This is a genomic window from Paenibacillus lignilyticus (genome assembly GCF_017942085.1).
Taxonomy (GTDB): Bacteria; Bacillota; Bacilli; order Paenibacillales; family Paenibacillaceae; genus Paenibacillus_Z; species Paenibacillus_Z lignilyticus.
In genome coordinates, this window is the sequence record NZ_JAGKSP010000002.1 from 186,221 (window position 1) to 205,035 (window position 18,815).

The following is an 18,815-nucleotide window of genomic DNA, read 5'->3' on the forward strand; positions in this document are numbered from 1 at the left end:
ATAAATCCCTCCCGGACGAATTAAATGTGAACCGGCAGCGGATCGACCTTAAGTGGATTCTCCACGATCGTCGCCGACTTGTCGGTAATCACGTATAAGCGGTGAATAAGGACAGATACTTCATCACCCGGCTGAAGCGGCTCTTGATCCAGTGAACGGTGTGCCGACAGCCTGTTGTTGCCTACTTCCACATCAAGCTCCAAATGAGCGCCTCGGAAGAAAATATGCCGAACCTTGCCTTTCTCCGCAGCGGATGGGAACGGAATTTCCCGCTCGCGCCCTACCTCCACAAACTCCGGGCGAATCAGCGCTTTAGCGCCTTCTGCCAGTGAAGAGCCGCTGAAGCCGCGAAGGTCCCTAGGCTGCTCCACAACGCTGGAATGACCGATGAATCCAGCCACGAATGCGGTTTGCGGATCCGTGTAAATATGAACCGGCGATCCCTGCTGCTCCAGCTTCCCTTGCTGGACGATCAGCATTTCGTCCGCTACCTCGACTGCCTCGTCTTGGTCGTGCGTGACGAAGATGGAGGTGATGCCCAGTGTGCCGATCAGCTGCTTCAACCAGGTGCGAAGCTCCTTGCGCACCTTCGCATCAATGGCGGCGAAGGGCTCATCGAGCAGCAGCAGATCCGGCTTAGGCGCAAGCGCTCTGGCGAATGCCACCCTCTGCCGCTGACCGCCGGAGAGCTGGTGCGGATAGCGATGCTCGAAGCCTCGCAGCCCCGTCAAGTCGAGCAATTCCCCGACGCGCTCCTTGATCTCAGCTTTACTGTTCTTGCGAATCGTCAGTCCGAAAGCGATATTATCGAATACGGTCATATGTTTAAACAACGCGTAGTTCTGAAATACAAATCCGATTCCTCTGAGCTGCGGCTGAACATCGTTGACCCGCTTCCCGTTAATGAAGATATCGCCGGAATCCGGAGTCTCGAGTCCCGCTAATATACGAAGCAGCGTCGATTTGCCGCCGCCGCTCGGTCCGAGCAGGCCGATCAGCTTGCCGCGTTCAATCGAGAAGCTGACGTCGTCTACGGCTTGGTGGCCTTGAAAGGATTTATTGATGTTGCGAACCTCGATATGCATCCTTTAGCCCTCCTCTTTCGGGGTTTTCTGAGCGGTTTTCCATTCGATGAAGCTCTTTACGACCAGCGTCACCAATGCCAGCATGACCAGCAAGGAAGCCACTGCAAACGATGCAGAGAATTGATATTCGTTATACAGGATTTCGATGTGCAGCGGCAGCGTATTCGTCTCTCCGCGAATGTGGCCGGATACGACCGATACAGCGCCAAACTCCCCCATCGCCCTCGCATTACAAAGAATGATGCCGTAGAGCAATCCCCATTTGATGTTAGGCAGTGTGACGCGCCAGAAGATTTGCCAGCCCTTAGCACCGAGGCTTGCGGCGGCTTCCTCTTCTTGTACGCCTTGCGCCTGCATCAGCGGGATCAGTTCGCGAGCAACGAACGGAAATGTAACGAACGTTGTCGCAAGCACGATACCAGGCAATGCGAAGATAATTTGGATATTATGATCCGACAACCACGGTCCGAGGAAGCCTTGCGCGCCGAACAATAACACGAAGACCAAACCCGAGATAACCGGCGATACGGCAAAAGGTAAATCAATCAGCGTAATAAGTACGTTTTTGCCCCGAAACCGGAACTTACTGATCGCCCAAGCGGCGGCAATGCCAAAAACCGTATTAAGCGGAACTGCAATGACAGCTGTCAGCAAGGTTAGCCGCAGTGCCGACCAAGCATCGGGATCCCTCAGCGCGGCTACATATACCTCTGTTCCCCGTTTGAAAGCTTCAATAAAAACCGACATCAGCGGCAGCAGCACCACAAGTACCAGGAACAGCAGCGCGATAGAGATGAGTATGATTCGAATGCCGGCAGACTCGTTAATATGTTTCGGACGCTGCGCGGACTTCTCGGTTAGATGAACCGTAACTGCACCAGCCATAGTTTACACGCTCCTATTCCGCAATAACGCGGCGATTGCTCCGCCACTGCAAGTAGTTGATTAACAGAAGAAGCAGGAAGGATGCGACAAGCATGACAAGCGCAATGGCCGTTGCTCCCTTGTAATCGTACTGCTCAAGCTTTGTCATAATGAGCAGCGGCGCGATTTCCGTCTTCATCGGCATATTGCCGGAGATGAAGACGACCGAACCGTACTCTCCAATCCCTCTGGCAAAAGCAAGCGCAAATCCCGTAAGCAGCGGCGGGATCAGCTCCGGCAGAATGACCCGTCGGAACGTCCGCCAACGGAATGCGCCGAGCATGACGGCCGCTTCTTCGACTTCTTTATCCAGCTCCTGCAGAACGGGCTGCACCGTCCGTACCACGAAGGGCAAACCGATAAAGATCAGCGCTAACGTAATGCCAAGCGGCGTGAAAGCCACTTTGATACCGAGCGGTTCAAGCAAAGAACCAATCCAGCCGTTTGGTGCGTAGATTGCGGTCAATGCAATGCCGGCAACCGCGGTTGGCAGTGCAAAGGGCAAATCGATCAGGCTGTCGACCAGCTTTTTCCCCGGAAATTTGTAGCGTACCAGCACCCAGGCGACAATGAGTCCGAATACTAGATTGATTAGTGCAGCATAGAAGGATGTAAAGAAACTGATTTTGTAGGATGCGAGCACCCGTGCATTAGCCACCGTGTGCCAGAACTGAGCCGGCGTTAAACCGGATGTTTTCACGAAGATACCGGCTAACGGGATGATGACCAGTACGCTTAAGTAGAAAATGGTGAATCCAAGGGAAAGTCCGAAACCGGGCAATATGCTGCGCGGCTTCGCTTTGCTTGAAGTGGAACTTTTCATAAGAAGAGTCAGCTCCTGTCGATTCGCTTATGAGCCGGGTGCGTAGATTTGATCAAATACGCCGCCGTCTGCAAAATGCTTCTTCTGTGCAACGGCCCAGCCGCCGAAATCATCGTTGATCGTCAGCAAGGTCATTTCCGGGAATTGGTCCGCGTACTGCTCCGCTACCGATGCCAGCTGCGGGCGGTAGAAATTCTCCGCGACAAGCTTCTGCGCTTCTTCGGTGTACAGGTAATCCAGGTAAGCTTCCGCAACGGTGCGCGAGCCTTTCTTATCGACGTTCTTATCGACAACGGCTACCGGCGGTTCTGCAAGAATACTGATCGAAGGATAGACAATATCGAATTTATCCGGGCCAAGCTCTTTCACGGAAAGAAGCGCTTCATTCTCCCAAGCGAGCAGCACATCGCCGATGCCCTTCTCTACGAAGGTTGTCGTGGAGCCGCGTGCCCCGGAATCGAGTACAGGTACGTTCTTGAACAATGCGGAAACGAATTCTTGCGCCTTCTCTTCGTCGTCATTGTTCTGTTTAAGCGCATAGCCCCAAGCTGCGAGGTAGTTCCAACGTGCGCCGCCGCTTGTTTTCGGGTTTGGCGTGATGACTTCCACGCCCGGTTTCACCAAGTCGTTCCAATCCTTGATCTGTTTCGGGTTACCTTTGCGGACCAGGAACACGATCGTGGATGTATAAGGCGCGCTGTTGTTCTCAAACTGCTGCTGCCAATCCGGATCGATCAGCCCTTTCTCAGCGATTGCATCGATATCATAGCCGAGAGCAAGTGTGACAACATCGGCTTTGAGTCCATCAATGACCGCCCGCGATTGAGCGCCGGAGCCGGCATGGGATTGTTTGATCGTTACTTTCTGTCCATGCTCTTTCTCCCAATAATCTGCAAACAGTTTATTGTAAGATTCATATAATTCACGCGTCGGGTCGTAAGAAACATTCAACAGCTCAATCGGTTCGGTAGATTCCGTGTTTGCCGCATTATCGGCCGCCGGCTCCGTGCCGTCTGCATTGGTATTATTGGCAGCGCCTGTATTGGTGTTGGATTGGTTCGTATTCGCAGGGGAATTGGAATCCCATCCGCAGCCTGTCAGCGCAAGGGCGAATACAATAAAGATCAACAGCGTGTGGAGCGTTAACTTGGAATTCTTCTTTTTCATGTTTGTCATGTAAAAGCACCTCTCATCATCTTATTTCAGATAACTAACGCTTTCCCACTCCGCGTTGACCGGTAGTTGAAATAGAATTAATCCTACCTGTTTAGTTGGTTATGGGATGATGATAGCAATGGATAAGCTGTCATGTCAATCCTTTTTTTTAACATATTTATGAAATGGATCAGTTTTTCTTATTTAAAGTTTTGTTGAATTCATAGTTGACAGGTAGGAATTGTCAGCTTATGATAAATCCATCGAGCCCACCGGTCCACCGGAGGCCCCGGCAACGTAACAGCAGCCTGAAGTTTCTCTTCATGGATGCATTCTGCCTGGGCCTCCTTTTTTTGTCCAATCAGTCAGATCGGGATGGAGCACTATAATAAAGGGAGAGTTGAAAAATGAAGAAAAAACTGCTACTCACGATCACCGTACTGGCATTAATCCTATCCTTATCCTCCACCAGCTTTGCAGCCGTAACCAAACCGGCGAAACCGGATATCGAGCTGCTGAACGTCTCGTACGATCCGACCCGTGAGCTCTACGTGCAGTACAATAAAGCCTTCGCTTCTTATTGGAAGGCTAAGACCGGACAGAAGGTTACGATTAAGCAATCTCATGGCGGCTCCGGCGCCCAAGCTCGCTCTGTTATCGACGGACTGCAAGCCGATGTCGTTACACTTGCGCTTGCTTATGATATTGACGCGATCCAAAAAGCCGGACTGATTAATGACGGCTGGGAATCACGTTTTGCTAAGAACAGTTCGCCATACACATCCACAATCGTCTTCCTCGTACGCAAAGGGAATCCGAAGAAGATTAAGGATTGGAGCGATCTAGTTAAAGATAAAGTGTCCGTCATTACGCCGAATCCGAAAACAAGCGGCGGCGCACGCTGGAACTTCCTTGCTGCATGGGGTTATGCGTTGAAACACAACAACAACAGTGAAGCGAAAGCAAAGGAATTCGTAACGAAGCTCTTCAAGAACGTGCCTGTACTGGATTCCGGTGCTCGCGGCTCGACAACGACCTTCGTTGAACGCGGAATCGGCGACGTGCTGCTTGCTTGGGAGAACGAAGCGTACCTTGCGCTTAAAGAGCATGGCAAGGATTTCGAAATCGTAACGCCTTCCTATAGCATTCTTGCCGAGCCTCCTGTAGCTGTCGTTACGAAGAACGCAGAGAAACACGGTACTCGTGAAGTAGCTAAAGCTTATCTCGACTACCTCTACACGAATGCCGGTCAACGTATCGTGGCTCAAAACTTCTACCGTCCGACAAATACGAAAATCGCTGCAGAATTCACGAAGAAGTTCAAAAACGTCGAGCTTTCGAACATCCGCGACTTCGGCGGCTGGAACAAAGCGCAAACGAAATTCTTTAACGACGGCGGCGTGTTCGACGATATTTACAAACCGTAACATGGCTCATCAAAAACCGTACATCCTAATGGATGTACGGTTTTTTCTATACATACCTTGATTTACAAGAATCGAATAATATCTTTAGCCCAATTTAATACCTTAGTTGTTACACTTTTCTTATACCAATTGAAAGGTGGAGTTACTAGAAAATGGTTCATATTCGCAAGAGAATGTCGCGGGCTGCGATTGCCGCCTCCCTTCTCGCAGGCTTTCTGACATCATCTTATCTCCCGACCCCTGCACATGCGCAAGCCGTCATTGAAGCCTCAGTGAATGAGAAGATCGTCGTTGCCGATGATCGGCCTTTTACAATTACAAACGCAGCCATGGATACAGCCGGCGGTGTTCTGGCCAGTGCGGTGGTAACGCCGTCAGCTGGAGGACATGCCGGCGAAGAAACCGTTATTTTTGAACTGTTCGATGGCGCCGTGCCGATCGGAATAGCAGCTTTGACGAAGGATATCGTAGGCAGCGAGAAAATGACGGCGCATTTCAATAAGACGGGAAGCAGCCTGTCCGTCAAAGTATTTGTCGTTGACTCCTATAGCGGCTCGCTCACGGAGGTGGGCAATGGCCTCGCCGATCCGGTTACGATTGGTTCGACCTTGAAGCTGCGCATCATGGAAACGACGGATGTCCACACCAATTTCATGAACTACGATTATTACAAGGATGCTCCGGCAGAGAACGTCGGGCTTGTTAAAACAGCCACTTTAGTGAAGCAAGCACGCTCAGAAGTGAAGAATACGCTGCTTGTCGATAATGGCGATTTGCTTCAAGGCACGCCTCTTGGCACCTATATGGCTAAAGTAGCGCCGCTTAAGGAGGGCGAAGTACATCCGGCCTATAAAGCGATGAACCTGATGGGCTACGATATTGCAACATTCGGAAATCATGAGTTCAATTACGGTCTTGATTATTTGAACGAAGCTACCGATGACGCTGCTTTCCCTTATGTCAATGCGAACGTCTATGTGGACGATCACGACGCCGACCCAAGCAACGACGTTAATAAGTACACGCCGTATGTCATTATGGACAAAACCTTCAAAGATGAGAACGGTCAAACTCAGACGGTCAAAGTAGGCTTCATCGGATTCGTGACGCCGCAAATTATGGATTGGGATAAAGGAAATCTCGACGGTAAAGTCGTTACCAAGGATATTGTAGAGACGGCAGAGACATTCGTTCCTCAAATGCGCGCGGAAGGCGCAGAAGTCATCGTTGCCCTTACACACTCGGGCTTTAATGGAAATGCAGAGGCAGGCGCAGGTGCGGAGGATGCGGTATACCCGCTGAGTAAAGTTGCGGGCATCGATGCCATTACGTTCTCGCACACCCATAAGGTTTTCCCGGCAGCCAGCATCAGCGCACTTGATCCCCTCTTTAAGGACGCGAGCGGCAACCCGCTTCCTGGCGTCGATAATGCGAAAGGCACAATCAATGGCGTTGCTGCCGTACAAGCCGGCTTCGGCGGCGGCAATCTGGGAATCATCGACCTAACGCTGAACAAAACCAATGGCAAATGGAAGGTTACTGCTTCGCAGTCCTCCAACAAGTATATCTATGACAGCGTGAAGAAACTTCCGCTTGTTGAAGCGGATTCTGCGGTCGTCGATGCAATTAAAACCGAACATGCAGCGACAATCGCCTATGCAAACCAAGCGATCGGTCAAACTTCAGCTCCGATTTACAGCTACTTTGCACTCGTGCAGGACGACCCTTCCGTGCAAATCGTTACGCAAGCGCAGAAGTGGTTCGTACAGCAAGAATTGAATACGAAGAACTCGCCGGATAAGGATCTCCCGATTCTATCCGTAGGCGCCCCGTTCAAAGCCGGCCGCAATGGACCGGGTGAATATACGGATATTAAGGCAGGCGATCTTGCCATTAAGAGCGCCAGCGATTTGTATCTCTACGACAATACGCTGAAGGCCATTAAAGTGAAAGGCTCCGTCGTGAAGGAATGGCTCGAAATGTCTGCCGGTATGTTCAATCAAATTGATCCAAACAAGACAGACGAGCAGTCGCTGCTCAACCCGTCCTTCCCGGTATTCAACTTCGATGTCATCGATGGCGTCACTTATCAGGTAGATGTCACGAAACCGGCTAAGTACACCAAAGACGGTACAATTAACGACGCTGCATCCAGCCGGATTGTTAACCTTGCCTATAACGGTCAACCGGTTGATCCTGATCAGGACTTCATTGTAATCAGCAATAACTACCGCGTTAACGGCGGAGGCAACTTCCCGGGCGTGAAGGGTTCTCCGCTCGTCTTGGATTCTGCCAGCGAGAATCGTCAAGTGCTTATGGATTACATCACGGAGCAGGGTACGATTGATCCGGCCGCCGACAACAACTGGTCGATTGCACCTGTTGATGCTGATGTTAACGTTACCTTTACAACTTCACCGGTTGCGAAAACATACTTGAGCGCTAATCCAAAGATCGCTTCACTTGACCGTACCGACGAGAAAGGATTCGGCATCTACAAGCTTGATCTTCACGGAGATGCGACAGAGCCAAGCGAGAATGTGAAGGTTCAACTGCTTGGTATCAATGACTTCCACGGTCAGCTCGACTACTCCACCACTGTCGGCGGCAATGTTCTGGGCGGGGCTGCCTACCTGGCAACTTACCTGAAGCAATACAAATCAACCAATGCAGCAAACACCTTGCTTGTCCATAATGGCGATGCAGTAGGCGCAAGCTCGCCGGTTTCATCGCTTGAGCGCGATAAGCCTACTCTCGATTTCATGGAGCTGCTCGGATTCAAAGTCGGTACGCTTGGTAATCACGAGTTTGATCAAGGTGTACCTGCACTCATGGCTCAGTTAAACGGCGGCCAGGATCCGATTAATACGAGCATCACGCATTCAAAGACCAAAATCGATTATGTAAACGCCAATGTGCTCAGCAAAGTGACAGGTGAGCCTATCATTGCACCGTATGTCATTGAAGAAGTCGGCGGTGAAAAAATCGGCTTCATCGGTGTCGTTACCATGCTGACGCCAAGCAAAGTTTCTCCCGCCGCCTTGGCACCGGTAAATATCGTGGATCAAGCCCCGGTTGTCAATGCGGCAGTCGATGCCTTGACCGCACAAGGCGTCAAAGCCATCGTGGTACTTGCTCATGATCCTGCGTCACAGAGCGGCGCAACAATTACTGGCGAGGCAGCTGATCTCGCAAACGCCGTTAGCGATGAGGTTGACGTTATTTTCGCCGGCGACAACCATGCGAAAGTAAACGGAATGGTGGACAACAAGCTCATTTTCCAAGCCTACTCCTACGGTACGGCATTTGCCGACGTGGATCTTGAGATCGATCCATTAACGCATGATATCGTGAAGAAGGAAGCCAACATCGTTGACGTCAATCAAGCCGGTATTACACCGGATGCTGAAGTGACTGCACTGGTACAGGCTGCCCTTGCGAGACATCCTGAGCTTGCTTTACCGGTCGGCTCCACAGAGACGGCTTATAAGAAAGAGAATGCCTATACCCAGGAAATCGCGCTTGGCAGCTTGATCGCCGATGCCATGAAGGATGCCATGCAATCCGACTTTGCATTCATGAACCCGGGCGGCATCCGTGCTGATTTGCCGCTCGGCAATGTTCTCTATTCCGATTTGTTCCGCATACAGCCGTTCGGCAACCAGCTGGTTAAGATGACGCTGACCGGCGCTCAAATTAAGACGCTGCTTCAACAACAATGGGGAGAAACAGCAGCCAGTACGAAAACGCTGCAAATCTCCGGACTTCGTTATACGGCTGATTTCAGCAAGCCCATTGCTGAGCGTGTCGTCACCTTAACGAAAGAAGACGGTACCGAAATTACCGACTCGGCAGAATACACAGCTGTAGTAAATAATTTCATGGCAGCCGGCGGCGACAACTATACAGTCCTGACACAAGGTAAAAATCCGACAGCCGGTCCCACCGATATCGATGCCTTCTACTACTATGTTCTGAACACGTTCAATCACGGTACGATTACGGCGGCTGTGAAAGGACGCATCACGAATATCAATACGACTCCATAAAATCAGGTTACACGGCGGTGAACCCGGACTCAGTCGAATCAACTGCCCCGTCCGGGTCACCTTTAGAAAGGAGCATCAAGTTGAAGAGAAATGCAATCCTCTTAACGGCACTATCCTTGTCCTTGGGGTTAGCTGTGCCTGCAGCAGCACCGTTGGCTGCTTATGCGGAAAGTTCCATTCCACAAGCTGCCGGCACAACAATTGACGCAGTAACCACTGTCTTTGCCGGTGGTTCCGTACCGATCAGCGGCACGACCAATGCGGCAGAGGTCATTATTAAAGTCATCAGTCCGGACAGCACCATCCTATTCTTTGATATCGTGAAAGCGGCCGATGGCCGATATTCCGCTTCCTTTCAGCTGTCCGGCAATGCGGCAGCCGGCAGCAGCTATCAAATCATTGCCGGACAAGGCACTGACGTCTCGACCAAGACATTTACCGTAGCTTCGAACGGAAACGGAATTCCTGCTGCGCCTCCCGCTAATACCGATGAGCCGCCGACTCCGGATGGTGTGACGACCGTTCATTTCGAGCTGTCCGATGTCGCCGCTGCCGCTAACGGTGTTGCCACATTGGATGCCAGCGAGGTCGCTTCCGCCAAATCGGACATCCGGATTCCCGCATCCGTCATGCAAACCATTGAAGATAACAGCTTCCGCATACTGCTGCCGAATGGAACCGTCACGCTGCCGAAGGAAGTGCTGAATGCGCTCTCCGTGCTGGCCGGTTCCGATAAGGAGGCGAGTCTCTCGCTTCAATTCAGCAGTCTGACGAGCAGCGAAGCCGCTTCTGCCGTTGTCAAGCTCGGAGATGCCGGTGCTGGCCTTACACCGCAAGGGCAAGTCATTGAACTGACCCTTGGCATCGCATTCAAGGACGGCTCCGTGAAGAAGCTGAGCAGCTTCACAAAGCCGGTCACGCTCCAGCTTCAGCTCGCTGCTAGCGCGGATGCCCGTCTCACCGGCATTTATTATCTCTCTGATCTCGGCGGAGTCGAGTATATCGGCGGCACGCTCAAAGGAAACACGCTGACCGCCGAAATTGGCCATTTCTCTCAATACGGCGTGTTCTCGTATACGAAGAAGTTTGCCGACGTGCCAACGACACATTGGGCAGCTGATGTGATCGAGGAACTGACTGCGAAGCATGTCGTCCAAGGCATCTCCACAGACAGCTTCGGTCCGAAAGCCAAAGTGACACGTGCCGAGTTTGTAACGATGCTCGTTCGTGCTCTTGGTCTGAAAGCGACAAGTACCGCACCTTTCACCGATGTCAATGCGGACAGCTGGTATGCCGATGCCACTGCCGCAGCCTACGAGAACGACATCACATCCGGCACGAGCGCCGGGAAATTCGAACCGAACAAGCCGATTACACGCGAAGAAATGGCGCTCATGATTACTCGCGTCTATGAGAAACAGCACGGTCAAGCCACCAGCGGGAGTGCCGCTGACATCGATGCATTCCAAGACAAGAATGCCATCAGCAGCTGGGCGAAAGAAGCGGTTGAAGCCGCCGTTCATGCCGGGCTATTGGTTGGCAGCGATCACCTCTTCTCCCCACGCAGCAATACAACACGCGCAGAAGCCGCACAAGCGCTCTACAACTTACTGTTCCGCGCGTAAAACAAAGAGCCTGCCGTCTGTTACGGCAGGCTCTTTCTATATACAGATGGCAATCAACGAAGACCGCGTTTATTGTGGCCTGTCACATGAACAGGCTGGACGTACGGACGAATCCGATCCATCAGCCGCTGCCCTTTGTGCAGCTCATCACCGTCTTTGTTCGTAAAGCTGAAATGCTGTTCGATCGCATCAAGCCCATAATTGGACGTGTAGAACGTCGGCTTACGGTTCATCCGGTAATTCAGAATGGCGCCAAGGACATGATCCCGCACCCATGGATTCAAGTTCTCCGCCCCGATATCATCGAAGATCAGAAGATCCGTCTCCTTCATGAGGTCGACCGTTTCCTTGAGCTTCCCCTGCTCCAGCATCAGTGACTTCAAGTCTTCCACAAACTCCGGCATGTACACGATTGCGCCTGTGAAACCAGCCTTGGCCAGCTCATGGAGCATATAGCACATGAGGAACGTTTTCCCGGTACCGAACGACCCGGTTAAATAAAGCCCTTCCTTCTGGAGTCCGTTTTCTTTGGTTACGTTAATGTACTTGATAATCTGACCGACCGCTTTCATTCGTTCGAGATCTTTCGATACGATCTCATCCGCGGAGTAACCTTCCAATAAAGCCCGGTCATCCACGTAAAAGCTGCGAATGCGGCTGCGGATCTTGTTCTCGCTTTGTCTGGCGATCAGCTTCTTACAGGTCACTTTGCGGTCGTTCAATTGAACGCGGCCGCCAACCGTTTCGCAGCTAAGCTCCGTATAGTGGCCCTCGAAATCATTCGGACATTGATCGAGTCCCGGGCAGTTGCTGCAGATCCGGAATTCTTTGGTGCATTGATAAATTTTATTTAAATTCAGCCGGATCGTCTCATTATCCAGCTCCGGATATTTGGAACGAAGTTTGCCGACGAGTGGATCGGCAAGCAGCTCTTCCATTAATTTATCCGCTTGCCTTAATGCGCTTCCGCCTCCCGGCATTTGCTTCAGCAAATCGCCCAGCGATTCCATCGCCATAAACCCTCACCTCAATTACGTCGTTTTCCCATCCAGCTTGCGAGCCATTCGCCGGATTTCCTCCATCTCCTCTGCCGAGAGCGGCGCTCCGCTTGGCGCTTCGGGCATGATCGGAATCGCCGGTTTTCGGCGTCCGCGCGGCGCACCTGAACCGCCTCCCGTATTCCCTCTCGGAGCCTGCTGCACGCTGTCGCGGCGGCGGTCCTTCTCGTTCTCGTGCTTCACCTGTTCGCGCACGTAGCCGACCGCTTTCTCGAACGAGTCGATTCCTTTGACAAGCATATTGGATGCTACACGGTCGATATAGGCTTCAGTAACGCGCTGAGAATCATTTAAACCAAGTATATAGTGAATGAGTACGTTAATAACAGAACCTTGAATGCGATAATTAAGATCAATCTTCTCAAATACCCGAATCATCCAATCCGGGACAGCTCCCGGGAAGAATCGTGAAATAAAGCGCGTGTGCGGCTCATTCCGCATCAGCATGTTGTACTGATGAATATCGCAGCGTCCGGCCAGCTGAGTCGGAACCTCCATGTAATGCTCCGCCTGTACGGCCACTTCATCCGGCGGCTCTTCGCCGTCTTCGGTTCCGCTATCCCCTTTAGCTGCGGCAACTCGTCCATACAAACGCTGCCGCTCGTCGGTGCGCTTCCGATCCTGACGGTACATCTGATTCGCCCGCAGCTGAAGCTCATCAATGAGCAATTCGCCTTTGCTTGAGAATACATTGTCTTCATCGAGAAGCCGGACCAGATCAACAACGGTTAAATTGTATTTATAAGCTACATAATTCAACTGGGCAACAGCCTCATGATCGCCGCGAAGCCGTTCCACATGATGCCTGTTCGCTGCATTACGCGGGAAACGCATGATGATATCGCCGTACCCGATACCTGCTGTTTCCAGCTGCGGCTTCGGTGCGGGCTGTCTCGCCGGCGCAACTTCTGTCAGCGCCTGTTCGAGCTCCAAATCAATGCCTTGCGTATTCAATCGGAACAGCTCATAGAAAGGTACAGTTATATTATCTCGCTGCAGATCCACGCTGGCAAGCTCATCCGATTCCTTGGCATAGAAGGACTCCCTCAGGGCAATAACGGCATGTTTGCCGACCTTATCGCGAAGCAGCAATGTCAAATGCGGACTTCCGAAAAACTCATCCGGCGATAAAGGCTTTACCAACTCGTATTCAAAAACAACATCGTCATTGTCCGGTACGCCAAGCCTCGACACTTGCAGTAGACCTACCGCTTCCAGCTTAGACGCTTGATTAATGAGATCCTGCCTGCCGCGCTCGTTCATTTCCAAGCCAAGCCCGAGCAGCAGTTTACGCTGCGCTTCAAGCGGCGAATAACCGACCCGGTCATCCGGCACCTGCTGATATAGAAACTGATAGAAACCTGCCGCGAACGCTCCAATCATAGATTGATAGATCAATCCGACCATTTTGCGATCAACGGCACTTAGCGAAAAATCGCGAAAGATGTAGCATCGATGATGCTCTGTAAAGTGGTGCAAATTGCCGATCCGCATCTCATTTGACTCCATCCGCCTTTTATTCTTCCTACTAGTTTACCATAAAAGCGGCCCGCAATTGAGGCACAGAAAAAAGAAAATTCCCCCGCTGGAGGGAACTTTCGCATACCTAATGGTGTGAGGCCGAATTACCTGCCCCTTCTTGAATACCTTTACTAATCAGCTCATCAAGCAGCGCTTCCTGCTCCTGGTAGGTATCGGCGATTTCAGGATGCTCCTGTTTCGCCAGCCACTGGGTCATGACGAAAGCTGTCGTCACCGGCTCCTTCGTGAGAAGCTGCCGCCCCGCTCCAATGATGCCATACAGTTCGCTGTTTGGCAGCCGCCGTTTCAGTTCAGCCGCGTAATTCTGCCCCGTCTTATCCGCAGTTCCGTACAAAATGAGCACGGGCTGCTTCAGCTGAGGGAGCCGCTTCTGTACGGAGCTATCCAAGCAAGCCGCCGTATACTCCCGCCATTTATTCGAATCGCCAAGCTTCGCTTCCGTATGCAGCTCTTCAAAGGATGACTTGCTGCCTGCCTCAGACCAAGCCGCCTTGAAGGCAATAGGTCCCTTCGGGCTGAGAATGCTCGAGATGAATGCAGCCTGCAGCTTCGAACGCGTAACAATATCCGTATAAGCGGACGCTCCGGAAACCATGATGCCGCCGACGAATCGCTCGGGATAAGCGAGCATGGCCGCCAGAGCCGGAAACGAGCCTGCCCCATAGGAGCACACATACGCTTGCTTCACGCCAAGTCCATCGAGCAGCCTTCTCATATCTTCTGCAATTAATGCCAGCGACAGCTTTCCGCCGCCTGCCTCGCTGTATCCGTGACCGCGAATATCGAAGCGGATTAAACCGGAACTCGCCGTCCATTTCTCCTGCACAGTCGTAAACAGACGGCTGGTCAAACAAGGCGGATGCACAAATAGGATTGGCGGCTTTCCGGAACCATCTTGATGATAATGCAGTGCGGTATCGCCAATATTCAAAAACGGCATAGCGCAACACCTCGGCTTTCGTTGTCAGCGTATATAGATGCTGATTGCGAATTTTCCTTAGTATGGCCATGCCGTTTGATGTTTCATGTTAGAACATTTTGTATCCGCCTTTGCGCAGTGCCCGAATGGTTGCACCACTTACATAAGCGCCGATCAGCGCACCGATCGCCGGCAAAATATCAACAAAGGTAAAGGATGTGAAATTGCCCGATACGCTCTTCGCATCGTCCCATGTTTGCCAAATAAAGAGTGGAACGAGTACAAGAATAAATAAGTAAATGGGGAAAAATGTTGTTTTCAGCAGCATATTCAGAATAAATCCGATGCCAAACATCATGACAAAAAACAAAACTGTTGCAATGACAAGCTGTAAAATATTAACGTCACCGTTCATCCCGAGTCGTCTACCCCTTTCGCTACGAATAGTGTAGTAGATGGCACATCCGAAGTCAATTCATTCGGGCGTGTTGTCACAAGTCCGTCATTTGCTCTCCTTTGCCGCGTTACGTTACAATGTAATCGACAAAGATACGGATAGGGAGAGATAACTATGAGTGAAGCAGCACAAACGCTCGAAGGCTGGTATGCCTTGCACGATTTTCGCTCGATCGATTGGACAGCTTGGAAGCTTGCGGATGAAGGCGAACGTGCCATTGCATTGGACGAGCTTCAATCCTTCCTAAGCGAATGGCAGACGATTGAAGATAATAAACAAGGCAGCACGGCGTTCTATTCCATTATTGGCCAGAAAGCGGATTTCGTCATGATGCATCTGCGCGAAACGCTGGAAGAGCTCAATGCCATCGAGAATGCTTTCAACAAAACAACTTTTGCCCAATTCACAGTTCCGGCTCATTCTTATGTAAGTGTTGTGGAATTGAGCAACTATATGGCAGCACCGGGCACCGACCCTATGCAAAATCCGGAAATTCTCGCTCGACTGAAGCCGATTCTGCCAAAATGGAACCATATCTGCTTCTACCCGATGAACAAACGCCGTGAAGGCAACGACAACTGGTACATGCTCAGCATGGACGAGCGCCGCACGATGATGCGAAGCCACGGGATGATCGGACGTACCTATGCAGGCAAAGTCAAACAAATCATTACCGGTTCCGTCGGGTTCGACAACTGGGAGTGGGGCGTTACACTGTTCGCGGAAGATGCGCTGCAGTTCAAGAAACTCGTGTATGAAATGCGCTTCGATGAAGTCAGTGCGCGCTTCGGCGATTTCGGCGACTTCTATGTCGGCAACCGGATGACCGACGAGAAGCTGAAAGAGCTATTCGCCATTTAAATTGAAAAAAAGCGGATGAAACGTCTCAGGACGCCTCATCCGCTTTATTTGTTTACTCTTCATCGTCCTCTTCGAGGAGACGTTTCGCTTCGAGATACGCTTCCGTCTGACGGTCGCGCTCCCTGCCCTTCTCCTTAAGCCGTTCAATGCCCGGCAAAATGAGAATATCGACTTCCTTCTGCACCGTATATGCCAAGTCGTAACGGTTCTGCGACTCCAAGAAGGAGCCTACTTCCATCAGCGCGTTATACCGATCCAGTTCATCGCGCGTCAGCAAACCACGAACCTGCACGCTGCAGTGTCGCATTACAGGAATTTACCTTTGCGAAGTACCAGCGGAATACCACCGATGATGTACAGGTAACGAACGTCGATTGCTTTCTTAAGCAATGCAGCTACGCCGCCTTTGTATTTCTTGCCGAATGCAAGACCAACTGCTTCGCCTTTACCTAGGGATGCAACTGTACCTTTGTTCTTGAATTCGAATTTCTTAAGCGGTTGGTTACGAATCGAAGCCACCAGGTTGTGCGCGCAAGTTACGCCTTGTTGCATAGCGATTTGTGCGGTTGGCGGGAACGGACGGCCTTCCGGATTGAACATCAGGGAGTTGTCACCAACTACGTAGATGTTCTCGTGGCCCGGTACGCGAAGCGACTCATCCACTTTAACGCGTCCGCGCATCGTTTCGATGCCTGCTTCTTCGATCAAGCGGTTACCGCGCACGCCGGCTGCCCAAATGACGGTTGCTGCTTTGATTTCTTCGTTGTCGCCAACGATTACGCCCTCAGGAGTACATTCTTTGATCGCTGTTCCGATGCGGAATGTAACGCCTTTCTTCGTCAATACTTGCATAGCGTACTCAACGAGCTCCGGATCGAAACCTGGAAGCGCAGTTGGAGCAGCTTCGATGTTATATAGTTTAACAAGCGAAGGATCCACGTCGTTTTGCTTGCAAAGCTCAGGAAGACGGTCAGCAAGCTCGCCCACAAACTCGATACCTGTGAAGCCGGCGCCGCCGACAACGAAAGTAAGGTAATCCGTGCGGTGTGGTTCGCGTTTGTAACGTGCAAATTGGTACTCAATGTGTTCGCGGATTAGACGAACGGAGTTGATGCTGCGAATATTCATTGCATGCTCAAGCATACCTGGAATTCCGAAAGTTTCCGGCTCGCCGCCAAGGCCGATTACAAGGTAATCGTAGGAGAGCGTTCCGTCTTCGAGAATAACCTTCTTGTCTTGGGTGCGGATTTGAACAACAGTCGATTTAACGAAATCGATTTTGAATTCGTCAATCAGCTTGGAGATGCTCACGCGCGCGTTTTCGGTTTTGTCTGTACCTGCTGCCGGCATATGCAGGTGAGTCGTGAAGTAGTGGTAATCATGCTTGTTTACAAGCGTTACATCAGCTTCATTGTAGTTCAGTTCTTTTTGAAGACGCAGTGCTGTCAAGATACCGCCGTAACCGGCACCAAGAATAACAATTTTCGGTATGTTGCTCATCGCAGAATCCCATCCATTCGTAATTTCTTTTTCTTTACAGACTTTGTGAAAAATTACACAAACACAGACAATGAATAATGTTAGTGTGTGACCCTTAGCCTACTTTTATGAATAGTCCATGTCTATTTTCGACAAATCGAATACTAATACCTCACATATTACAAACTTTTTCAGTAAAGTTCAAGGGTAATTTATACGAAAATATTTAGAATAACATCCAATTTTCTTATTTCCTCATAGCTTGTCGAACAGATATAATGTACAAGAAGATTCATCCAAGTGTAAGGCAGCATGTGCTCGTTCATTTTGTTACCTTTTTGGAGGTGTCAACTGTGTCCAACTCTGCTAATCCCACGCATGTCGATATTGCGATTATCGGCGGCGGTCCTGCCGGTATGTTTGCTTCATTCTATGGCGGTATGCGCCAAGCATCAGTCAAGATCATTGAAAGTATGCCTCAGCTGGGAGGCCAATTAGCCGCGCTATACCCGGAGAAGTATATATATGATGTGGCTGGATTTCCGAAAGTAACCGCAGGTGAGCTTGTCGAGCAATTGAAGAAGCAAATGGAACTATTCCAACCGGACATTCACCTGGAGGAGAAAGTCGTCAACGTCATTAAGCACGATGAGCGCTCTTTCGAGATCGTGACGGACAAAACCTCGCATTTTGCCAGAGCTGTAATTATAACGGCCGGGGTCGGCGCTTTCGAGCCTCGTCGATTGGAGTTAGAGCAAGCGGCCAAATACGAGAAGAAGAATCTGCATTATTTCATTAGCGATTTGAACCAGTTCCAAGGCAAGCATGTCGTAGTCACCGGCGGCGGCGATTCGGCCGTAGACTGGTCTTTGATGCTCGAGCCCATCGCTGCAAGCGTGACGCTTGTGCACCGCAGAGATAAATTCCGAGCTCATGAGCATAGCGTTGAGAATTTATTGAACTCCACTGTCCGCGTACTAACACCATATGAAATTACTTCCCTGCACGGTACACGCCATATTGAACGCATTACCTTGCAGCACGGCAAGACAGCTGATTTCACTGAGCTTCCGGTCGTCGATGCCCTCATCGTTAATTACGGTTTCGTCTCCTCCCTTGGTCCGATTGCCGAATGGGGACTCGAGATCGATAATGGCTCTATCGTTGTCGACTCTCGCATGGAAACGAGTATTCCCGGAATATTCGCCGCGGGCGACGTCACTACGTATCCCGGGAAGCTGAAGCTTATTGCGGTAGGTTTCGGCGAAGCGCCCACAGCCATTAACAATGCCAAGGTTTATGTAGATCCATCCGCTAAACTCTCACCCGGACATAGCAGCAATATGAAGCTGTAGCCACCGAATTTCAGTACGTATTACAAATCAAAAAAGGGTATCCTAATCTTTAGCCT

15 protein-coding genes are annotated in these 18,815 nt (G+C 50.9%); 5 read left to right on the forward strand and 10 right to left on the reverse strand.

The annotated features are described in order from the left end of the window. Positions 1-20 precede the first annotated feature (20 nt). From I8J30_RS05995 to I8J30_RS06010, 4 genes are read right to left on the reverse strand one after another with little or no spacing between them, the layout of a single operon-like run. Positions 21-1,085, reverse strand: coding sequence for an ABC transporter ATP-binding protein (locus I8J30_RS05995; RefSeq protein WP_210656358.1), 1,065 nt, complete (start codon positions 1,083-1,085; stop codon positions 21-23). A gap of 3 nt (positions 1,086-1,088) precedes the next feature. Then, complete coding sequence (gene cysW, locus I8J30_RS06000) at positions 1,089-1,970, reverse strand: sulfate ABC transporter permease subunit CysW (protein ID WP_210656359.1); 882 nt, start codon at positions 1,968-1,970, stop codon at positions 1,089-1,091. A 13-nt stretch (positions 1,971-1,983) separates the two neighbouring features. Next, on the reverse strand, positions 1,984-2,832 hold the full coding sequence (gene cysT / locus I8J30_RS06005) for a sulfate ABC transporter permease subunit CysT (protein WP_091221075.1): 849 nt from the start codon (positions 2,830-2,832) through the stop codon (positions 1,984-1,986). Between the two features lie 27 nt (positions 2,833-2,859). Then, positions 2,860-4,008: a sulfate ABC transporter substrate-binding protein gene (locus tag I8J30_RS06010; RefSeq protein ID WP_240547881.1), complete on the reverse strand. Its 1,149-nt coding sequence runs from the start codon at positions 4,006-4,008 to the stop codon at positions 2,860-2,862. A gap of 386 nt (positions 4,009-4,394) precedes the next feature. Here I8J30_RS06010 and I8J30_RS06015 point away from each other — a divergent pair, with 386 nt between their 5' ends. The 3 genes from I8J30_RS06015 (at position 4,395) to I8J30_RS06025 (ending at position 11,088) form a co-directional block, all read left to right on the forward strand. Beyond that, positions 4,395-5,414 carry a sulfate ABC transporter substrate-binding protein gene (locus I8J30_RS06015; protein ID WP_210656360.1) on the forward strand — a complete coding sequence of 340 codons (1,020 nt, stop codon included), beginning with the start codon at positions 4,395-4,397 and terminating at the stop codon, positions 5,412-5,414. A 152-nt stretch (positions 5,415-5,566) separates the two neighbouring features. Continuing rightward, on the forward strand, positions 5,567-9,463 hold the full coding sequence (locus I8J30_RS06020; protein WP_240547882.1) for a bifunctional 2',3'-cyclic-nucleotide 2'-phosphodiesterase/3'-nucleotidase: 3,897 nt from the start codon (positions 5,567-5,569) through the stop codon (positions 9,461-9,463). Between the two features lie 80 nt (positions 9,464-9,543). Next, on the forward strand, positions 9,544-11,088 hold the full coding sequence (locus tag I8J30_RS06025) for an S-layer homology domain-containing protein (protein ID WP_210656363.1): 1,545 nt from the start codon (positions 9,544-9,546) through the stop codon (positions 11,086-11,088). 53 nt (positions 11,089-11,141) lie between these two features. On the opposite strand, the gene dnaI is transcribed toward I8J30_RS06025, so the two are convergent. From dnaI to I8J30_RS06045, 4 genes are all read right to left on the reverse strand, one after another. Beyond that, the gene (gene dnaI / locus I8J30_RS06030) at positions 11,142-12,098 is read right to left on the reverse strand and encodes a primosomal protein DnaI (RefSeq protein ID WP_210657511.1); all 957 of its coding nucleotides are present in this window, start codon (positions 12,096-12,098) and stop codon (positions 11,142-11,144) included. Between the two features lie 21 nt (positions 12,099-12,119). Continuing rightward, positions 12,120-13,640: a replication initiation and membrane attachment family protein gene (locus I8J30_RS06035; protein ID WP_210657513.1), complete on the reverse strand. Its 1,521-nt coding sequence runs from the start codon at positions 13,638-13,640 to the stop codon at positions 12,120-12,122. A 112-nt stretch (positions 13,641-13,752) separates the two neighbouring features. Further along, a complete protein-coding gene (locus I8J30_RS06040; RefSeq protein WP_210656364.1) occupies positions 13,753-14,628 on the reverse strand; it encodes an alpha/beta fold hydrolase in 876 nt (291 codons plus the stop codon). A gap of 88 nt (positions 14,629-14,716) precedes the next feature. After that, entirely contained in the window at positions 14,717-15,022 is a 306-nt protein-coding gene (locus I8J30_RS06045) for a YuiB family protein (protein ID WP_091221087.1), read from the reverse strand. A gap of 156 nt (positions 15,023-15,178) precedes the next feature. On the opposite strand from I8J30_RS06045, the gene hemQ reads away from it, so the two are divergent. Continuing rightward, entirely contained in the window at positions 15,179-15,925 is a 747-nt protein-coding gene (gene hemQ / locus I8J30_RS06050; RefSeq protein ID WP_210656366.1) for a hydrogen peroxide-dependent heme synthase, read from the forward strand. Positions 15,926-15,977: 52 nt separating this feature from the next. Here hemQ and I8J30_RS06055 read toward each other — a convergent pair whose 3' ends face one another. Next, the gene (locus I8J30_RS06055; protein ID WP_210656369.1) at positions 15,978-16,232 is read right to left on the reverse strand and encodes a hypothetical protein; all 255 of its coding nucleotides are present in this window, start codon (positions 16,230-16,232) and stop codon (positions 15,978-15,980) included. After that, positions 16,232-17,425 carry an NAD(P)/FAD-dependent oxidoreductase gene (locus I8J30_RS06060; protein ID WP_091221094.1) on the reverse strand — a complete coding sequence of 398 codons (1,194 nt, stop codon included), beginning with the start codon at positions 17,423-17,425 and terminating at the stop codon, positions 16,232-16,234. Before I8J30_RS06060 ends, I8J30_RS06055 begins: the two co-directional genes overlap by 1 nt. Positions 17,426-17,820: 395 nt before the next feature. Between I8J30_RS06060 and I8J30_RS06065 the strand changes: the two genes are divergently transcribed. Next, entirely contained in the window at positions 17,821-18,759 is a 939-nt protein-coding gene (locus I8J30_RS06065) for an NAD(P)/FAD-dependent oxidoreductase (RefSeq protein ID WP_240547939.1), read from the forward strand. The last annotated feature ends 56 nt before the right edge of the window (positions 18,760-18,815 follow it).